Origin of the sequence: Xanthomonas dyei (assembly GCF_002939865.1) — a bacterium.
Classification (GTDB): Bacteria; Pseudomonadota; Gammaproteobacteria; order Xanthomonadales; family Xanthomonadaceae; genus Xanthomonas; species Xanthomonas dyei.
On record NZ_MDEE01000001.1, the window covers coordinates 424,544 to 443,212 of the forward strand.

General features: G+C 64.2%; 14 protein-coding genes. 2 read left to right on the forward strand and 12 right to left on the reverse strand.

Annotated features, from left to right (window positions below; genetic code table 11):
* Positions 1 to 175 precede the first annotated feature (175 nt).
* From XdyCFBP7245_RS01895 to XdyCFBP7245_RS01920, 6 genes are read right to left on the reverse strand one after another with little or no spacing between them, the layout of a single operon-like run.
* Positions 176 to 2,131: a response regulator gene (locus XdyCFBP7245_RS01895; RefSeq protein WP_104614125.1), complete on the reverse strand. Its 1,956-nt coding sequence runs from the start codon at positions 2,129 to 2,131 to the stop codon at positions 176 to 178.
* Positions 2,121 to 2,996, reverse strand: coding sequence for a sensor histidine kinase (locus XdyCFBP7245_RS01900; protein ID WP_104614126.1), 876 nt, complete (start codon positions 2,994 to 2,996; stop codon positions 2,121 to 2,123). Before XdyCFBP7245_RS01900 ends, XdyCFBP7245_RS01895 begins: the two co-directional genes overlap by 11 nt.
* Complete coding sequence (locus XdyCFBP7245_RS01905; protein ID WP_104614127.1) at positions 2,993 to 4,003, reverse strand: ATP-binding protein; 1,011 nt, start codon at positions 4,001 to 4,003, stop codon at positions 2,993 to 2,995. Before XdyCFBP7245_RS01905 ends, XdyCFBP7245_RS01900 begins: the two co-directional genes overlap by 4 nt.
* Positions 3,994 to 4,389: an ATP-binding protein gene (locus XdyCFBP7245_RS01910; protein WP_104614128.1), complete on the reverse strand. Its 396-nt coding sequence runs from the start codon at positions 4,387 to 4,389 to the stop codon at positions 3,994 to 3,996. Before XdyCFBP7245_RS01910 ends, XdyCFBP7245_RS01905 begins: the two co-directional genes overlap by 10 nt.
* Positions 4,386 to 4,748 carry an STAS domain-containing protein gene (locus tag XdyCFBP7245_RS01915; protein WP_104614129.1) on the reverse strand — a complete coding sequence of 121 codons (363 nt, stop codon included), beginning with the start codon at positions 4,746 to 4,748 and terminating at the stop codon, positions 4,386 to 4,388. The genes XdyCFBP7245_RS01910 and XdyCFBP7245_RS01915 overlap by 4 nt, the downstream gene beginning before the upstream one ends.
* Position 4,749: 1 nt before the next feature.
* Positions 4,750 to 5,592, reverse strand: a complete 843-nt coding sequence (locus tag XdyCFBP7245_RS01920) for an STAS domain-containing protein (protein ID WP_104614243.1) — start codon at positions 5,590 to 5,592, stop codon at positions 4,750 to 4,752.
* On the opposite strand from XdyCFBP7245_RS01920, the gene XdyCFBP7245_RS23660 reads away from it, so the two are divergent.
* Complete coding sequence (locus XdyCFBP7245_RS23660; protein WP_146091636.1) at positions 5,591 to 6,067, forward strand: hypothetical protein; 477 nt, start codon at positions 5,591 to 5,593, stop codon at positions 6,065 to 6,067. The two genes, XdyCFBP7245_RS01920 and XdyCFBP7245_RS23660, sit on opposite strands and share 2 nt — an antisense overlap.
* Before the next feature lie 288 nt (positions 6,068 to 6,355).
* Here XdyCFBP7245_RS23660 and XdyCFBP7245_RS01925 read toward each other — a convergent pair whose 3' ends face one another.
* The 3 genes from XdyCFBP7245_RS01925 to XdyCFBP7245_RS01935 form a co-directional block, all read right to left on the reverse strand.
* Positions 6,356 to 8,680, reverse strand: coding sequence for a tetratricopeptide repeat protein (locus XdyCFBP7245_RS01925; RefSeq protein ID WP_104614130.1), 2,325 nt, complete (start codon positions 8,678 to 8,680; stop codon positions 6,356 to 6,358).
* Positions 8,681 to 8,704: 24 nt separating this feature from the next.
* Positions 8,705 to 10,573, reverse strand: coding sequence for an ATP-binding protein (locus tag XdyCFBP7245_RS01930; protein WP_104614244.1), 1,869 nt, complete (start codon positions 10,571 to 10,573; stop codon positions 8,705 to 8,707).
* Positions 10,574 to 10,798: 225 nt separating this feature from the next.
* Positions 10,799 to 12,154 carry a helix-turn-helix transcriptional regulator gene (locus XdyCFBP7245_RS01935; RefSeq protein WP_211287622.1) on the reverse strand — a complete coding sequence of 452 codons (1,356 nt, stop codon included), beginning with the start codon at positions 12,152 to 12,154 and terminating at the stop codon, positions 10,799 to 10,801.
* An 898-nt stretch (positions 12,155 to 13,052) separates the two neighbouring features.
* On the opposite strand from XdyCFBP7245_RS01935, the gene XdyCFBP7245_RS01940 reads away from it, so the two are divergent.
* Positions 13,053 to 13,841, forward strand: a complete 789-nt coding sequence (locus XdyCFBP7245_RS01940; RefSeq protein ID WP_104614132.1) for a winged helix-turn-helix transcriptional regulator — start codon at positions 13,053 to 13,055, stop codon at positions 13,839 to 13,841.
* A 715-nt stretch (positions 13,842 to 14,556) separates the two neighbouring features.
* Here XdyCFBP7245_RS01940 and XdyCFBP7245_RS01945 read toward each other — a convergent pair.
* From XdyCFBP7245_RS01945 to XdyCFBP7245_RS01955, 3 genes are all read right to left on the reverse strand, one after another.
* A complete protein-coding gene (locus XdyCFBP7245_RS01945) occupies positions 14,557 to 14,943 on the reverse strand; it encodes a DUF805 domain-containing protein (protein WP_104614133.1) in 387 nt (128 codons plus the stop codon).
* Positions 14,944 to 15,187: 244 nt separating this feature from the next.
* Positions 15,188 to 16,579, reverse strand: a complete 1,392-nt coding sequence (gene radA / locus XdyCFBP7245_RS01950) for a DNA repair protein RadA (RefSeq protein ID WP_055845525.1) — start codon at positions 16,577 to 16,579, stop codon at positions 15,188 to 15,190.
* 196 nt (positions 16,580 to 16,775) lie between these two features.
* On the reverse strand, positions 16,776 to 18,656 hold the full coding sequence (locus tag XdyCFBP7245_RS01955; RefSeq protein WP_158255497.1) for a M61 family metallopeptidase: 1,881 nt from the start codon (positions 18,654 to 18,656) through the stop codon (positions 16,776 to 16,778).
* Positions 18,657 to 18,669: the final 13 nt, after the last annotated feature.

Sequence of the window (18,669 nt, forward strand, 5' to 3'; positions counted from 1 at the left end):
ACGCGAAAACCAGCGCGCACTATTGCTTGCGGTGTCTGCGCCTGGCGCAGGTCTGATCGAACGCGTTACTGCGGATGCGACTTATCGCATCCAGTGCCGCAACAGCAACGTCGTGCCGCAGCGTCGTCGTATCCGACGTAGCATCCACCCACACCAACATGCAAATCACTGTGCTTTACGCGCGCGCCAGCGCGCTGCTGTCGAGCATCTGCCCCACCGTATTGAGCAGATCGTTGAGGCTGAAGGGCTTGGGCAGCAAGGCCATGCCGTCGGCCAGGAACTCCTGCCGTGTAATGGCGTTTTCGGCGTAGCCGGTGATGAACAGAATCGGCAGCCCCGGACGCAGCGTGCGCGCCACGTCGGCCATGTCGCGCCCGTTCATGCCCGGCAGGCCGACGTCGGACACCAGCAGATCGATCTGCACATCGGTGCGTAATTGCTCCAACGCGCCAATGGCATCTTCGGCTTCGATCACCTCATACCCGGCGTCGCTGAGCACTTCGCTCACCATCATGCGCACCACGTCGGTATCGTCCACCAACAAAATGCGCGCGTTGCGCGCCCGTGGCGTGGTCGGCGCCGCTGCCGGCGGCAACGCACTTGCCGACAGCCCCCGCGGCAGCAACAACGCCACCGTGGTGCCCTGGCCGATCGCACTGGTGATACGCGCAGTACCGCCGGATTGGCGCGCAAAGCCATAGGTCATCGACAAGCCCAGGCCAGTCCCTTCGCCGATGGGTTTGGTGGTGAAAAACGGCTCGAACACCTGGTTGAGGATGGCCGGCTCGATGCCGCTGCCATTGTCGATCACGTTGACTGCCACGTACTCGCCATCGTCCAGTTCCGGATCGTTGTGCGCAACGTAGGCGGCGGTCTGCACGCGGATAGTGCCCTGCCCGCGCAATGCATCGCGGGCGTTGATCACCAGATTGAGCACCACGTTCTCGAGCTGGTTGGCATCGGCAATGGCCACCAGCGAGGCATCGGCAAGTTCCAGCTCCAGGGCGATGTTCTCGCCGATCGAGCGTTGCAGCATGTCTTCCAGCGAACGCACGCGCAGATTGACGTCGAATGGCTGCGCATCCAGCGATTGCTTGCGCGCAAAGGCGAGCATGCGCTGGGTCAGCGCTGCAGCACGATGCGCAGAACCGGTGGCAATCTCGGCCAGGCGCGGCACGCGCTCGATCCGGTTGGATTCCACTGCTAGCTGGATCATGTCCAGGCCGGAAATGATGCTGGTCAACAGGTTATTGAAATCGTGCGCGATGCCGCCGGTGAGCTTACCCAGCGCTTCCATCTTTTGCGCCTGCAACAGCTGGATTTCGGTGCGCTGGCGTTCGGCGATCTGGTGCGCCAGTTCGGTGGTGGCGGTATCCAGTTCCTGGCGCTGCTCGCGCTCGCGCTCGCGCCGCTCGGTGACGTCTTCCACCATCAGCAGGCCCAGATCCGGCTCGCGGTACGGCGACACCCGCCATTCGGTCTCGCACAGCTTGCCGTCGCGCAGGATCGACAGCGTGCCGCTCCAGCGCTCGCGCTGCCCCAATGCGCTGGTCAGCGCCTGCACGGTAGCCGTTTGATCCAGCCCCGCAGCGTGGATTGCATCGCCCGGCGTCGCGTCGCCGATCAGGCGCTGAAACGCCGCGTTGCGTTCATGGGTGTGCAGCGCGGCATCGACCACGGCGATCGGCGCGCTGATGTGCTCGAAGATCTCGCGGAAGCGGGCCTCGCTGACCCGCAACGCGTCTTCGGCATTGCGCGCGCGCAACAGCGTGCGCAGCGTGGCGACCAGCACATTGGGGTCGACCGGATGGATCAGGTACGCATCGGCGCCGGCATCCAGACCGGTGATCATGTCGCCGGTGGCGATCGAGGCCGCCGACACGTGCACCACCGGCAGCAAGGCGGTGCGCGGCTCGGCGCGCAGGCTACGCACGATGTCGAAGCCGCTCATGTCCGGCAGGTTGACGTCCAGCACCACGCCGGCAAAGGTCTGCGTGGCCAGCTTGTTCAGGCCTTCGGTGCCGGTGCCGGCTTCTTCGACCACAAAGCGGTGATGCTCGAGCACGCGCCGCACCGAATAGCGCGTCACCGCGTTGTCGTCGACGACCAGAATGTGCTGCTTACTGCTCAAGTGCCTTCTCCGCTGCCAACGTCACCGGCAGGACCACGAAAAATTCCGAACCCTGCCCGACCACGCTGTTGATGCCCACCCGTCCGCCAAGCAATTCGGCAAACCGCTTGCAGATCGCCAACCCCAGCCCGGTGCCGGTCAGGCGCTTCTGTAGCGGCGAATCCACCTGTACAAAATCCTCGAACAAGGCGTCGTGAAGCTCGGGCGCGATGCCGATACCGGTGTCCTGCACGCTGAAGCGCACGTGGTCGTCGCCTTCCATCTGCGCCAGCACGCGCACGTGGCCGTGCGGGGTGAATTTGAGCGCATTGGAAATGAAGTTGCGCAGGATCTGCGCCAGTTTCTTGTCGTCGGTGTAGAGCATCGGCAGCACCGGCGGATCTTCGAAGATCAGCGTGGTGGTGCCCACATCGGTCAGCGGGCGAAACATGCCTCGCAACGCTGCGAACAGGTCCATCAAGTCGAACCAGCCCGGCGAAATGGTCACCCGCCCGGCTTCGATCTTGGCCAGATCCAGCAGGTCGTCGACCATGTCGGTGAGTTCGCGTGCCGACGCGCTGACAAAGCGCACCTGCTTGAGTTGCTCGTCGTTGAGCGGCCCGTCCATGCCGTCTTCCAGCAGCCGGGTGATGCTCAGGATCGAGCCCAACGGGGTGCGGAACTCATGACTCATGTACGACAGGAAGCGGCTCTTGAGCTCGGACACCTCGCGCAGCTGTTCGGCCTGCTGGTCGAGCTCGGCATACAACGCCAGCACGCCCTGGTTGGTTTCTTCCAGTTCCTCGCGCAGCGCCTGATTCTGCTCGCGCAGGGTCGCAAGTTCGGTCATCGGATCGCTGCCCGGCCCTGCATCGGATGCGTTCATTGCATGCCTCCCAGGCGCATGACGAAAACGCACGCATCGTCGCGGCCGCGCGCGTAATCGCGTAGCAGCACGGCCGCAATGATGCGTGGATGGCGCGACAACAGCCCGGCGTGATCGCGCAGGTTCCAGCGCGTCTGCAGGCCGTCGCTGTGCATGACCAACAGTTTGCCTGCGGCCTGCGGAAAATCGAACGGCCTGGCGCTACGAAACTGCACGCCGACGATGCCCGGATGCGAGGGCATGCCGCGCACACCATCGCCGTCGCACAAGGCTGCGGCGATGTTGCCGACGCCGGCAAAGCGCACCTGCCCGCTGCTGGCGTCGAACTGCATCACCGCGGTCGCGCCGCCACGGCTGCCGGTCATGCCGGCATGCAGCAGCGCGAGAAGTGCGTCGGGTTCGCCACTGGCAGTGGCGGCAACGCGGGTGCCGGCATCGGCGGCATCGGCCGCGCCCGGACCGTGGCCCAGCCCATCGATCAGGGTGACGGTGACGTGCTGCGTATCGATCGCCAGATGCCAGGCATCGCCGCACACCACTTCGCTATGCAGCGGCAGCCGGATGGCGCCATACGGCAGATCGGGCGTGGTGTTTGCATCGGCATAGACGCGCGCCAGCACCACCGCACCGGTGCGGTCCGAATAGGCATCCAGCAGCGCCGCATGCCGCCGCACCGCGCCCAAGCCATTGCCGGGCGTGCTGCCGGTGGAATAGCCATCAGGCAGGCAATCGGCGAGCACGAAGCCCGGGCCGTGATCGAGCGCACACAGCTCCACGCCGATGCCGTGGCGACCGGCCACGCTGCACAGCTGGATCTGCCCGCCGCCAGCGTGGTTGAGCAGATTGGTACACAGCTCGGTCGCGACCAGCGCAACGCGGCCGCAGGCGCCTTCGTCGAAGCCACTGGCTTGCGCAAGCGCCACCGCATCGCGGCGCACCTGCCCCACCTGTGTCACTTCTTCGACGCGGATGACCTGGGTAAGTGCACCGGCAACATTCACTTCCATTTGGTGATGGTAATGCGCGTGCCCTTGCCGGCCGCAGTGTCCAGCACAAAGTCGTCCACCAGCCGCCGGCTGCCGGACAGGCCCAGCCCCAACCCGCTGCCGGAGGTCCAGCCGTCGGTGAGTGCCAGATCCAGATTGGGGATGCCCGGGCCTTCGTCGCGGAAGGTCAGCTGCACGCCCTTGCGGATGCCGCTTTCCACCAGCGCCCAGTCCATGTCGCCACCACCACCGTAGATCACGGTGTTGCGCGCCAGCTCGCTGGCGGCGGTGACCAGCTTGGTCTGGTCGACCAGGCGCAGGCCGCATTGCACCACCAGCTTGCGCACCGTCTGACGCGCCAGCACCACGTCCTGCTCGGTGCGGACCGGTTGCGAGCCGGTGGTCATGATGCGGGGTCGGGTTGCTGCAACAGCCGCATGCCGCGTTCGACATCGAGCGCCGTGCGCACCGACGGCAAGGTCAGCCCCAGTTCCACCAGGGTGATCGCCACCGCCGGTTGCATGCCCACCACCACGGTGCGGGCGCCCATCAGCGTCGCCAGCCCGGAGATGGTGCTGATCATGCGGCCGATGAACGAGTCGACGATATCCAGTGCGGAGATGTCGATCAGCACACCACGCGCGGAGGTGAGGCTGATCTTTTCCGACAGATCTTCCTGTAGCTGCAGCGCGAGCTGGTCGTGCATGTCCACCTGGATGGTGACCAGCAACAGATTGCCCATCCGCAGGATCGGGATGCGCTCCATGTCAGAGCGCCTTGCTCACGATCACGCCGGTGCGCTTGAGCGCCAGTGCCAACGCATCGGCCAGGTTGGCCTTGGTCACGATGCCCTGCAGATCCAGCCCCAGGTGCACGATGGTCTGCGCAATCTGCGGGCGCACGCCGCTGATGATGGCGTCGGCGCCCATCAGCCGGATCGCGGTGACGGTCTTGAGCAAATGCTGCGCGACCAGCGTGTCCACGGTGGGCACGCCGGTGATGTCGATGATGGCGATCTCCGAGCCGGTATCGACAATGCGCTGCAGCAGCGATTCCATCACCACCTGGGTGCGCTGCGAATCCAGCGTGCCGATCATCGGCAGCGCCAACACGCCTTCCCATAATTTGACCACCGGGGTGGACAGCTCGAGCATCTCTTCCTGCTGGCGCGCGATGATGTCTTCGCGGGTCTTCTGAAATGCCTTGACGGTATACAGGCCCAGGCGGTCCAGCAGTTCGGACAGCGCCCACAGCTGCTGTGCGAGGTCTTCCGGAGTATTGGCGTATTCGCGCTGCACCAGCTCGAACAACACGCGCTTGAGCGAAAAAATGAAGTTGGCGGTTTCCTGCGAATCGAAGCCGCGGGTGGCGCGGTCGCGCGACAGGTTCTCCAGGAAGCGACGCACCTCGCTCCACTCGGCGCTCTCCAGACTGCTGCCATCGCCCTTCAACGCGGCGGCCAGCAACCGCAGGAAGTCCGCGCCCTGGGCCTGCAGATCCTGCGTAGAAATGCGCGCATCGTTGCCGAGGCCTGAGCCCAACCACGCAGCCAACAACGCGGCTTCCTGGCCACGGATCGCGTCGATCGAGCGCTGCTGCAATGCCACCATGAGATCACCCGCCAAAGAAGATAAGAAGAGAAGCTGGCATGCGGGCTGGACTGCGCCTTGGGCGGCGCGGCGCGCGCCCTACGCCGATGCGCAGCAGAGTAAAGCAATTCAGTTTCGGCAACCAGCAACCAAACCTGTAGCGGTCAGAGGACGCTACCGCCTGCAGTTTGACATTGCCGCGCAAGTACCGAACGTGCGCCGGGACACGTCGTTGGGATTGGCGATCGGGATTGGGGGCCAGCTGCAGGCAGTGGGCTGTTTGGTATCGAACATCCGCAGGCGGCAAGTACGCGTGCGTCAGTGGTTACCGGTGCGTGTATCTGAGCAAGGACTCGTGCCGGCTGCTCAGAAGCTGCATGTCGCAGCATTGCAGCGCCCGCTGCGTTGTCGCACAGGTCATGCGGGTGAGCGCACGCGCCTGAAAAGCGCGCCTGGCGCCATTGCGGTGCGATCGAAGACACTCGCCTTCGCGTGAGTCAAACGCATAGGCGTGGGCCTGTGGAGCGCAACGCGGGCTTCAGCAAGCTGCCGCCATCATTCGCGCATTGGCTGGAACGCCAAGGCAACCGCAGCTGATCGAACACGGACTGCGTTGCCGCGAACGCGGCAACGTATTGCTCAGACGAACGATGTGCCCCACCCTACTGCAATCGTTGCACGCGCGGCAATCAACGCACCTTCGCACGTCCCCGCCGACGGTACGGACGGCGTGCAACACAGCACGCCGATCCCGAATTCCCAATCCCTGCGGCGTCACGCCGCCTTAAAGCCCGTAACGCTCAACCGCTTCCAGATGCGGGCGGGTGTCCTGCTCGCAGGCTTCGGCCAGCCGCAGCCAGCACATCGGATGCGACCAGCGCGAAGTCGTACATCGCAGCACGCGATGCAGTTCCTGCGGCGCGACGTTCTCCGGAAGCGCCACGGTGAACAGCACGCCCGGCAGTCCGGACGTTGCATCCTCCGGGTCGAACGCATCCGGATGATCCGGGTCGACCACGCGATAGTCGTCGCGACTATGCAGCCACATCTTCCAGCCGCGTGTCTCCATATCCGTGCGCATCGCCTCGATCACCTCGTCGCCGGGGTGTACACCGTCCACCAGCCAGCTGCTGCCATAGCCGCCGGTTTGCAGCACATGCACCTGCGCATAGGTCGGCACGAAGCGCGCGCGCTCGGCCTCGTCCTCCGGTGCCGGATACAACAGGTCCGCATCGAACACCACCCAGTCGCCCACATGCTGACGGCGATGGGCCGGTGCGTTTTCGATGATGCGCGCGGTCACCGGGCCGGTGCGGCGTGCGTAGTACTCGGCCACTTCGCCGTCGTCTACACACCGTACGATCACCCAACCCCAGTCTTCTTCGACAACGCCACTGGTGCTGCTCAACTCCATGCCGATCGCGGCAGCAGAGGTACGCACGGCATCCCAATCCTGCGCGGCACTGGCGGCGGTCATATGGTCCCAATGCGCCGAACGCGGCTCGTCCATCAGCGCGATCAGTTGGCGGTAGACATCGGCCGCCTCGGCAAAACGGCCTGTATTGAGGTACATGCGCGCCAGCAGCCCGCGCGCACCATGCGAGCCGGGCGACAGCTCCAGCAGCGCCGTGCATGCCTGTTCCAGCGCCGGCCAATCGGCCAACCGCTGCGCAAGCTGGGCCTCGCACCACAACGCCACCACCGGTACCTGCGGCCGATACAGCAACGCCAGACGGCGTACACCGGCGTCATCGCCACGGCCCAGCAACAGATTCATCAGGCGGAAGGTGGGGCTGGTTTCGCGGTCGGCATGCCGCTCCACGAACGCCCACAGCAGCGCAATCGCTTGCTCGTCTGCGGCGCAGGCGCTCAATGCGGATGCCGCGGTATCGACTAGCTCGGCATCGTCCGGCAGCTCGGCCACCGCCTGCAGCAACCATTGCGCTTCGCGCTCGGGATTGCGCACCGCATCGTCGCCCTGCGCGTTCAACCATTCCAGCAATTGCGCGGCCGGCACCGGTGCATCTTCGCCCGCCGATGCGGATGCGATGCGCGCAGCCCAGCCATCCAACGCTTGGGTAGCGCCACGGTCCTGCCGCAACTTGGGCACATGCGCACGCGCAAGCGTCAGATGCCGGCGTGCGGTCCATACCGCACCGCGCTGCAGCGCCAGATCGATCGCGAGTTCGGCGGCCTCGATCAGGATGCGATGCGCACCGACCTGCGCGTAATGATCCAACATCACCTGCAGGCGGCTGCCCAGGTCCCAGGTGTTGCGCTCGGGCGTGCGCGAGGCCAGCACCGCCACCGCGCGCAACCAATGCAGGCGATAGCGTGGCGCCACTTCGCGCCACGGCAGCAATGCATCCATGGCTTCTTCATCGCGCTGCAACAGCGCCAGCGCACGCGCCTTCTGCAGGCGACGCGGTTGACTGCAGTTGGCCCACTCCGCGCCCTCGCGCGCGGCCTCGACTTCGCGCTGTTCGATCAGCGCCAGGGCATCGGCTGCGCGTCCCAACGACAGCAGGATCGAGATCCGCATGTCCGGCACGCCGTCGTAGATCTGGCCGCCGTGCGCCACGATGGTCTTCGACTGCTGCTCCAGATAGCTCAGCGCCGCATCGCCACGGCCATCGTCGAGCAAGGCATCGGCTTTTTCGCAGCTCAGGCACTGGTAGCACGACCAACTCGGGTCGATGCGGCCCAGGGTTTCATCGCAGACTTCGATGCGCTCTTGCACCCAGCCCGGGCCATCGATGTTGGCGTAGCAGGCCGCCAGATCCTGGGTGACACACACCGATTGCGGGCACTCCACCGCATCGGCGCGATGCGCGCGCTCGAACAGCGCCACCGCATCGCCCAGCGCGCGCTCGCCTTCGCACAGATTGCCGACCCGGTTGCGCATTTCCCAATGGCCGACAAACACTTCCAGCCAGGGGTTGGCCAGCGTCTTGCCCAGCGCACGCGCCTCGGGCAACAGCGCTTCGGCACGCTCGATCTGCAGATCGCAGATATGGTCGGTCAGGCGCGTCAGCAGCTGCGCATTTTGCGGCTGCCCGGCTTCGCCCAGATCATCCTGCAGCTTCTCCACCCAGTTCCAGATTTCCATTGCGTTGTTCCTCGTATGCAGCGCTCAGCGCGCCAGCAATTGGGTCACGGCATCAGCAAAATCGCCGAACGCCTTGTTGAGATCCGAACCGCCCGATTCGGCGCCGCCGGTCTGCGGCTGCGCGCGTCCTTGCGCAGACACGATCACCTTGAGCGAGCGCAGCAAGCGTGCGGCGACCGCGGCCTGCGGGTTGCCGGCACGCTGTGCGGCCAGCAATGCCTGCAGCGCAGGATTGTCGAGATTGAGATACAGCCGCTGGGTTTGACGCGCTTCGATCCGCGCGGTGAACTGCCGCGCCAGCCGTAGCGCTGCAGTGGACACACGCTTGTCGTTTTCGTCTTGCTCCAGCCGGCGTTTGAGTTCCGCCTCGCGGTCGGGCACCACCACCAGCGGTAGCTCTTCGGGGCTGAAACGCGCCGGAACCAATGCCTCGCCATCGCCCAGATGCTGTTCCAGCCACGCCAGTTCGTCGGCCGGCAACGTATCGAGATGGAACAACTGGCGGTTGCCATGCTCGGTGCCCAGCTCGACCAGGCGCACGCCCTTGGCCTGCGCCCAGCGACGCAGAAACGGCACTACCGCGTAGCGGTTTCCGTACGCCACCGGCACGCCCATCGCACGGAACAGCATTTCTTCGAAACCGCTGTCGCTGTCCAGGATCACGTGCACCGCGCCACGTGCCGGTAGCTGCTGCGCCGGCAGGTCGCCTTGCGAGGTCGGCACGCGCACATGTTCCAGTAGCAGGTCAAACAAGCGCTCATCGCACAGCGCTGCACCCAGCAAGGCCTCGTTATGCCGCAACAGGATGCGACGCCAGGCTTCGGGCTGTTGCCGCGCCACCTCCGCCAGGCCCTGCACCAGGGCTTCGGACAAGGCGTGCTGCACCGAGCTATACACCGCATCGCGCTGCAGATCCTCGCGGCTCGCGGTCGGCGTCAAACGGTTGGATTCGATCACCCCGCCGATGAAACCGGCCCATGGCGGCAGCAATTCGCGCGCATTGTCGTCCAGCAACATGCCACGAAGGAAAACCGACAGATTGCGGTTATCGCTGGTGCCGTAGGTGGCGCCGTCCTGCACCCACAACAGGCCGACCGCATCGCTGCCGTCGGCGGCGCGTACCGGCATGCAGCACAGCGGCTCGAAATTGCGTTCGAAGCGCGCCGCAAACTCGCGTTGCCGACGCCATGCCTGCACCGGATGCAACGGTACCGCATCGTCCATGCGCCACGGTGGCGGCTCTGGATTGATCGGCTGCGCATCGGCACCGACCCAGATCGGCTCGCGCAACAACGCGCAGTAGCGCGACAGGATCTCGTGCAGGCGCGCGTCATGCGCCAGTGCCAGATACTGGTCGTGCAGTTCCAGCACCACCTCGGTGCCCACCTGCGCGCGCGCCGGGATCGGGCTGACCGTGTAGTGCTCGGCATTGCTGGAGATGTAGCAATGGCCCAACGTCGGGTTCTGGTACGAGGTGGTGCGCACGGTAACGCGCCGCGCCAGCACGAAGGCCGACAAAAAACCCAACCCGAACATCCCGATCAGGCCGCTGTCTTCGTGCCCACCCTGACGCAGCCCACGGGTGTAACCCACGCCCACGGTGGCCAGAAAATCGTGGATTTCCTGCTGGGTGAGCCCGGCACCGGTATCGGTGATGCGCACGATGCCCTGGGCCGGATCGCCATGCACATGGATGCGCGATTCGCCTTGCCAATCGGGCTGTTCCAAGCGGCGCCGCAGGATCGAGTCGTGCGCGTTCTGCACCAGCTCGCGCAGCGCGACCACTGGTGTGGAGTATAAGTGTTTGCTGAGAACGGACATCAGTCCATTGAGATCGACGCCGGCGCGGCGGATCTGTGAGGCGTCCGTCGCCTCGGAGATGTGATCTTGCATGATCGTCGTCGTTTCCTTGGCGGCCACGCCCATCCTCGGACGCGCCTCCTGGGTGGCAGTGCGAGCCAGCAAGGATAGCCGCAAGCCTTCCTGGACGCACGTCTCACTTCGGCTTCTGCTCCAGCGTGCGTACAGCTGCGTTCCTACGGCGGACTGCGCCTGAATCGGGCCGTTGGAAACGATGCGCCACGGCCCGGCGTGCATGCCGGGCCGTGGCGCTGTGGACTAGCGTTGCAGGGTCTCCATCGGTGCCTCATTGAAATGCTGGCGGTAGCCTTTGGCCAGCGCTGAACGGCTGCCAACGCCCCAACGGCTGGCCGCCTGCAACACGCTGCCGCAACCGCCTTCGGCCAGCAACTCGTCGCGGATGCTCTGCATGCGGTAACGCCGCAGCACCTGGGTCGGGGACAGCCCGGTGGCCGACTTGAATGCCTGCTGCAACGCGCGCCCGGTCACTCCGATCTGGGCGGCTACTTCGTTGATCGACAGGTCCGAGCGGTGCGCGTTGGTGATCATGTAACCGTAGGCACGGCGGTACTTGGCCGGCAGGCGCGCGGAGATATCGTCGCTGACGTGCGCCGGGGTGCCGCTTTCCAGCAGGCGTGGCGCCTGCACTTCGCTGCGCAGGCATTGCACCGCGCCCAGCGCGTAGCGGTTGTACAGCAGCAGGGCCTGTTCGGTCCGGCCTAGCGCCTGGCTGATCTTGGCCTGGCAGTACTCGAACTCCAGGTTCCAGCGCGGCGCATGGTGACGGCCGGCACCGGCCAGGGCACGCTCGGCCAGATCGGCGCGGCCAACTGCCAGTGCGGCCAGCGCCAGCTCCACCTGCGCATCCTGGCGCGCGCAGGGCGGGCAACCGGTTGCCGCGGCCGGCAGCGCATCGATCTGCGCGTCGAACCCAAAAGTATCGCCACCAGCGATCCGCAGCAGGTTGCGGACATGCCGCATCCGCTGTGCCAGCACCGGCATGCTTTCGGCCAGATCGGCGATGCAGGCACGCAGTTCGCTGGGCTCGAAGGCATGCGCCGCATCTTCCTGGCGCAGCGTGGCCTGCCAGAACACATGGTCGCTCATGCGGTCGGCGCGACGGATACGCAGCTGGGCAATCATGTCCAGACGCAGCGCGGTGGCGATGCGCAACCAGTCGGACGCACCGGTTTCCAGCTCGGACAGCGCCTCGCGCGCACGTTCCAACGTCTGCAGGGCCAAGGTGCTCTGGCCGAGGTGGAAGTGGGTCAGCGCCTTGCCTAGCAGACCTTCGCCACACAGGCAGGCCGGTGTGTCGCGGTCCATCGCAAGCTGCGCAAAGCAGTTCAGGGCCGCGCTCAAACGCCGCTGGCTCAGCATCAACCAGGCGGTATTGCGGCACGAGAGCAGCCGCAGCTGCCGCTGATGGCCGCGCATTGCCTTCAATGCTTGGCGGTAGGCGTCTTCGGCCTCTTCCTGGTATTCGAGAATCAACAAGGCATCGCCGCTGGCTCCCAGCAGGCTGACCTCATCGTCGGGGCCGTCGGGCGTTGCCTGGCCATCACGGCGTTGTTGAAGATGTTGCAGACCTTGCGGCCAGGCACCAACCAGCATCCTGCTTGTATAGGTAGGAAGACAATCTGCGTAAGACAACGCAGAAATCGCTGCGAAGTAGGTTGAAAGGATCATGCCGGGCTCTCTCTGAGGGGGGCGAGCAAAAACAAACATGCGCCGGTCTCGCTGGCGCAAACGATTGTATGCAGCGGATCCAATGGAATTTCCCACCTGCGAGCACCGCAAAAATCAAAAAATCTCACTCTATCTTCCAATACTTCCGCCGTGCGTTTTGCATATGCGGCATTCCATTTTGCACAGCGCATGCAGTGTCCAGCGATGGACATTCCCCACCGTCTGGACGCTGGTTGCGGTTGCGGCATCACCAGGCAAGCGCGGCGTCTTCAGGCAACGTCTGCCAACGCACGGCCTGAACGCAGATTTTGGGGTATTTGGCTCAATTGCGGTAAGCACGATGGACCGACCGTGGCCACGCTGCTGCGCACACGCCCGACTCATAACCAAAGTAACTTTCGTGTTACCTGCTCGCTTGACCTATTCCCTGCGAGCGCAGCGCTCGCCGTAATCGCAATACCTTGGTCTAGACCTTTCCAACCAATTTCCGCGCACCGCGCCAACAAACATGTCCAGGCACGCTGTCTGCATATGCGTAGATACGCACACCCACATACCCAATGCGTAAGAGCTCGGTGACGTGTAGATGAGCGCAAGTTAAAGCGCGCGGACCCAAACCCGAAGAAAAGTACGCGGCAATGAAACTTTCTACCGCGGGAATGGTACATACCATTCGTCCGACCTCGGTCAGACCCTCCCCCCCTTCGCAGCCGGATGGTATGGCAATGCACTTATCTCTATCTGTGGATTTTGTAGCGGCGCCTGCCGCCCGTCACCGGCATCCCACACACGACTGGTACGTGTGCCGTCATGGGAAGGCCGGATGATGCCCGCCTCCTCTCCCGGCAAGCATGGGTCGGCGTTCCTGTTGACCCAGGACGCCCGTCTGACATCGCAGGTCAACGCGAGCCTGGCCTCGTTGGCACCCCAATTGGCGGTGTTTTCCGATGAGCTGGAGCTGTTGCGCTGCTTGCGGCATTCGCCCTGCGACCTGCTGATATTCGATGCAAGCTGCGTCGCTTCGGACGATAGCTCGGTCCTGGCCTGGCATCGCTGCCACAGTGGCCATCCCACACCGCTGATCGTGCTGGGGCGGTTCGACTGCCCCGACGACATCCTGGCCTGGTACCAAGCGGGTGCGCAGGAAGTGTTAGCGCTACCATTCAACTCTTGCGAACTGCAGGTGCGGGCGGCATTGGCGATCTCTCCCGCCGCCGAGACCTGCCAGGAATCGCAACACCTCACCGTCGGCCCGTACCAGCTGATCCGCGAAGAAAACACGGTTTACCTGCACGGCAAGCCGATCGTGCTCACCGCACGCGAGTTCTCGATTGCCTGGCTGCTGTTTTCCAGCCCCGGCGTCTGTTTCCGCCGCTGCCAGCTTGCCAAGGCGGTCTGGGGCAGCCACACCGAGTTCACCGACCGCACCATGGAGCAGCACATCTACAAGCTGCGCAAAAAATTGCAGCTGTGCAACCACAGCGGAGTGGTCCGCATCAGAACCGTGTATTCGCATGGCTACAAGCTGGAGCTTGCGTTACAGAACAAGGACCCGCTGACGCTGGGCAAAAGCGCAAGTCCCAGCGCCGGAAACCACGCGGCCGCTTGCTGAGCGATAATTGGGCAGTGATCTAATCCAGAGCAATGCACTTATCGAAGTAAGTGCGTTGCCGATCGTGACGCTAGCGGCCTGCGCCGGCTTACCATGGCGCCATGCGCCCGCCACTTGCCGGTTTCAGCGCGTTTGAATCACCCAATTAAGTCCATTATCGAACTATTTAGTTCAACTTAACCAAGTTGAATCAACTAAAGTGGGGATCGGCTGCAGCTCAGGCTGCGAATAGTAAATCCAGACCGGTCCGCTGTTCATGCACTCCGCCAAGTTGGCAAACAGCCGGTCGAAGCAACTTGCGATCTTTAGAATGCTTTTCGCCCCAGTTGCATGAGCAACAGACGCCTGACACAGGCAACCTTACAACCGATTGCGATGAGGCGCTGCACCGGAGCATCTCGCCCGCTGCAGAAACCAAGAGCTGCCAACAGAACGCCTGCGTCGTCGCCAGGCAGGAGCCGGCTTGATGCAGATGCGACACGTTGCATGTCCATGCTGGGATGCGAAGTGCTCGATCTGCCACACGCCAGATGGCTCGCCCTGGGCTGGCTGCAAGCGAAATCGTGAGATAGCGCGCTTGCAATGCGGCTCCGGCGTGAGGTCTATGCACACCTCACGAGCGCACGCGACGCGTTGCCAGCCGCTCCAAACCACCTAAACGACGATGGCGCAGGAAAGCCCTGCGCCATCGTTCAATCCACTTTGTGCGAAGCGATCACTGCTTCGGGCTCTCGCCGTACTGGTTCGGGCCCGGCGTGCCTTCCAGGCACATGAACACGAGCACGATAAACCCGCCGACGTAAGGCACGAAGCTGATCAGGTAGAACCAGCCCGACTTGCCCTGGTCGTGCAGCCGGCGCACGGTCACGGCAATGCTGGGCACGATCAGCGCCAACACGAAGATCGCCATGATGGCACCGACCACCCATGCCAGCGGACCGGGGCCGTTTTCGCCCCCCATCACCGCCGCTGCGATACCAAACATGATGCCCAGCACCACCAGAACGATCACCTGCAGCAGCATGAACATCCAGTATTCCTTGCGACGCGAGCGACCTTCGAAGTCGGCGTAACGCTTGAGCGGCAACAACATCCATTCCATCGTGGTTCTCCAGTACGAGCAGTCAGCGGTGTTTGTGATCCGATGCACAGTGCAACGGGCCGCGCATGGTGCCATAGCTGCACTCTGGTGAAAACGTTTTCTTCACACTCGAATACAAATTGCCGCGATCAGCCGACAAACGGTTGCCCGCTTCGGTAGAGTCCGTTAAGCGATGGCGAAGTTGGGCAGTTCCACCTGCGGGCAGGCGCTCGGTCAGCTCGGCCAGCAGTCTGCCCCGCATGCCTCAGTCGGCCGCGGCCTCCAGCGCCTGGCTCAGCCGCTCCACCGCGATGATCTCCATCCCCTTGATGCTGGCCGTCTTAGGTGCGTTGGCACGCGGCACGATCGCGCGCTTGAAGCCATGGGTGGCGGCTTCCTTCAGACGGTCCTCGCCATTGGGTACCGGACGGATCTCGCCGGACAACCCGACTTCGCCAAAGGCAATCGTCTTCTCGGACAACGGCCGGTCGCGCAGCGAGGACAGCACCGCCAGCAACACCGGCAGATCGGCCGCGGTCTCCTGCACCCGAATGCCGCCGACCACGTTGACGAACACGTCCTGGTCGCCCACCACGATGCCGCCATGCCGATGCAGCACCGCCAACAACATCGCAAGCCGGTTCTGCTCCAATCCCACCGCCACCCGGCGTGGATTGGACAGTGGCGAGGCATCCACCAGCGCCTGCACCTCCACCATCAGCGGCCGGGTGCCTTCGCGGGTCACCATGACGCAGCTGCCGGGCTGCTGGGTGCTGCCGCCAGACAGGAAGATCGCCGACGGGTTGGAGACCTCCTTGAGGCCCTTCTCGCCCATCGCGAACACGCCCAGCTCGTTGACCGCGCCGAAGCGGTTCTTGAACGCGCGCAACAGGCGGAACCGGCTGCCGCTCTCGCCTTCGAAATACAGCACCGCATCGACCATGTGCTCGAGCACGCGCGGGCCAGCGATGCCGCCTTCCTTGGTCACATGCCCGACCAGGAACACGGCCGTACCGGTCTCCTTGGCATAGCGCACCAGCCGCGCCGCGCTCTCGCGCACCTGGCTGACCGACCCAGGCGCTGCGGTCAGCGATTCGGTCCACAGGGTCTGTACCGAGTCGGCCACGATCAGTTTCGGCCGCGCCACGCTGGCGTGCTGCAGGATGTTTTCGATGCCGGTTTCGGCCAGGGCGTTCAGCCCTTCCAGCGGCAGATCCAGCCGCACCGCGCGGCCGGCTACCTGCGCCAGCGATTCCTCGCCGGTGACGTACAGCACCGGCAGCGTTGAGGCCATGCTGGCCAGCGCCTGCAACAGCAGCGTCGACTTGCCGATCCCCGGGTCGCCGCCGATCAGCACCACCGCACCTTCGACCAGGCCACCGCCCAGCACGCGATCGAACTCGCCGATGCCGGTGGACACGCGCGCCTGTTCGGACTGCTGCACATCCTTGAGCGCGGTGATCTTGGGTGCCTCGGTCTTGCCGGCCCAACCACTGCGACGCGACGCCGCCGGCGAGGCCTTACCGCCAGGGGTGGCACTTTCCAGCACGATTTCGCTGAGCGTATTCCACACACCGCATTCGGTGCATTGCCCCTGCCATTTGGTGTACTCAGCGCCGCACTCGCCGCAGACATAGGCCGTCTTCGCCTTCGCCATCGTCGTCTTGCCTGTTGTCGTTGATGCGACAGGATAGTGGCTGACGGTCTCAGCATGCGCGACGGCGCTGCATCGCGCGGCCGGCACGCGATCAGGGAATTCTGATTCTGCAGCCATAAAAAAGCCGCAGGATCGACGTCCGTCGACCCTGCGGCTGCGTTGGCGACATGCACGCTGACGCACGCACGTCAGTCACTTACTTGGCTTTATACAGCTCGCTCAAACGGTCAGGCTTGCCGGCGATGCGTTCCAGATGCGGATACAGCAGACCGCCGTGGTAATCGATGCGCACGGTGTCGTAACGATCCAGGCGTTTGACCAGCAACTCGATAGGCGCGGTGGTGCCCTTGGCTGCCTTGATGGCGTCCTTGATCACCTCACTGCTGAAGGCGCGGCCGTTGACCGCCACGATCGTATTGCCGACGATCAAGCCGGCGTTGAAGGCCGGGCCGTCCCACAACACATCGCTGATATCGCCCGAGGCTTTCAAAGACAGTCCAAGCGAATAGGTCAGGCTGGCATCCTTGTCATCGCTCTCGTCGGCCTTGGTGGCCAGATTCGGCTCCTCGTTGTAGACCAGCTTCCAGCCATTGGCTTCGATGCCGCCGTTCAAGGAACCATGCCCGTCCATGCGGCTGCGCAACAGGCTGGCCCAGTCGTAGGCGGCCACGCCGTTGAGCGTGGCGACAATGTCGTCGAAGGTGTACGGATTGACGTCCCAATCGCCGTTCTTCATGCCGAAGAACGCCTTGCCGAAATCGTCGATGGAGCGCTTGTTGTTGGTCAGCGCGCGCAGCTTGCTGTCCACTTCCAGCCACATCATCTGGCCGCCGGAATAATAGTCTTCGGCCATCTGATAGCTGCGGTATGCCTTGGGACGGCGCATCGACATGGTCGGGTCGTTGGTGGTGTCCTGCACCGTGCGCCAGGCCATGCCGGGGCGACCGCGCTCGTAGCTTGCCGCCACGCCGGCCAGCATCTCGCGCGCCTGATCCTGCGTCCACAGGCCCGAACGTGCGGCCATCACTTCGCCCCAGAACTGGGTCTGGCCCTCGTACAGCCACAGCAGGCTGTCGCCCATCGGCACGTTGAAGTTGGGCGTGGCCAGATCGGCGCCGCGGCGGTACTTGCCGTTCCACGAATGATTGAACTCGTGTGCGAGCAGGTCGCGCCCGGTCCAACTCTTGTCCCACTCGGTGAAGTAAGTGGGCACACCGCTGTTTTCGCTGGAGCGGTGATGCTCCAGGCCGATGCCGCCCAACTTCTTGGTCAGCGCCAGCAGGAATTCGTAGTGATCGAAATGGCGCGCGCCGTAGAGCTTGTCCATCTGCTGCACCAGCGAAGCATGCGCCTTGATCTGCTCGGGCTTGGCCTCCAGCGACTTGGCTTCGTCGGCGAACACGTTGAGGTAGACCGGCTGCTTGCCGGCGCTTAGCTCCACGCGCTTGTAGTACTTGCCGGCGAACATCGGCGAATCGACCAGGTCGTCGAAATCGATCGGCTTGAAGGTCACGGTGTCGCCGACGCGGCGGTCGGTTTCCAGCGCCGTGGCATAGCTCCAGCCGGCTGGCAGCGTCACGCTGGCCTGCGCCTTGATGTTGCGTGCGAAGACGCCGGCCGGATACAGCGCCGTGGTGTTCCACTGCAGGTTGAGCATCTCCGGAGTCATCATCACGCGGCCCTGGTTAGGGGCCTGCGGCGAGAGGAACTTGAACTCGGCCACCAGCTCGGTGGCACCCTGCGGTACGTCCACGGTGAAGGCGTACACATCGAACTGGTCGCGCTTCCACGGCACTACCTTGCCATCGACCTTGATCACCAGACCGGCCAGCTTGTCGATCGGGCCGGTGGGCGAATGATTGCCGGGAATCCACTGCGGATACAGCAGCGTCATCGGGCCGGGCTTTGCCGGCATGGTGGTCTTGACCTTGAAGATGCGGTGCGCCAGGTCGGTGGCATCGACGTCGATCTTCAAGGTGCCGTCGAACGGCACGTCCTGCGGCGGCGCGGTTTGCGCGGCGGCGGGCAACGACAGCGCTGCCAGCAACGACACGGACAACAGGGTGGGCATCTTCATCGCAACTCCGCGG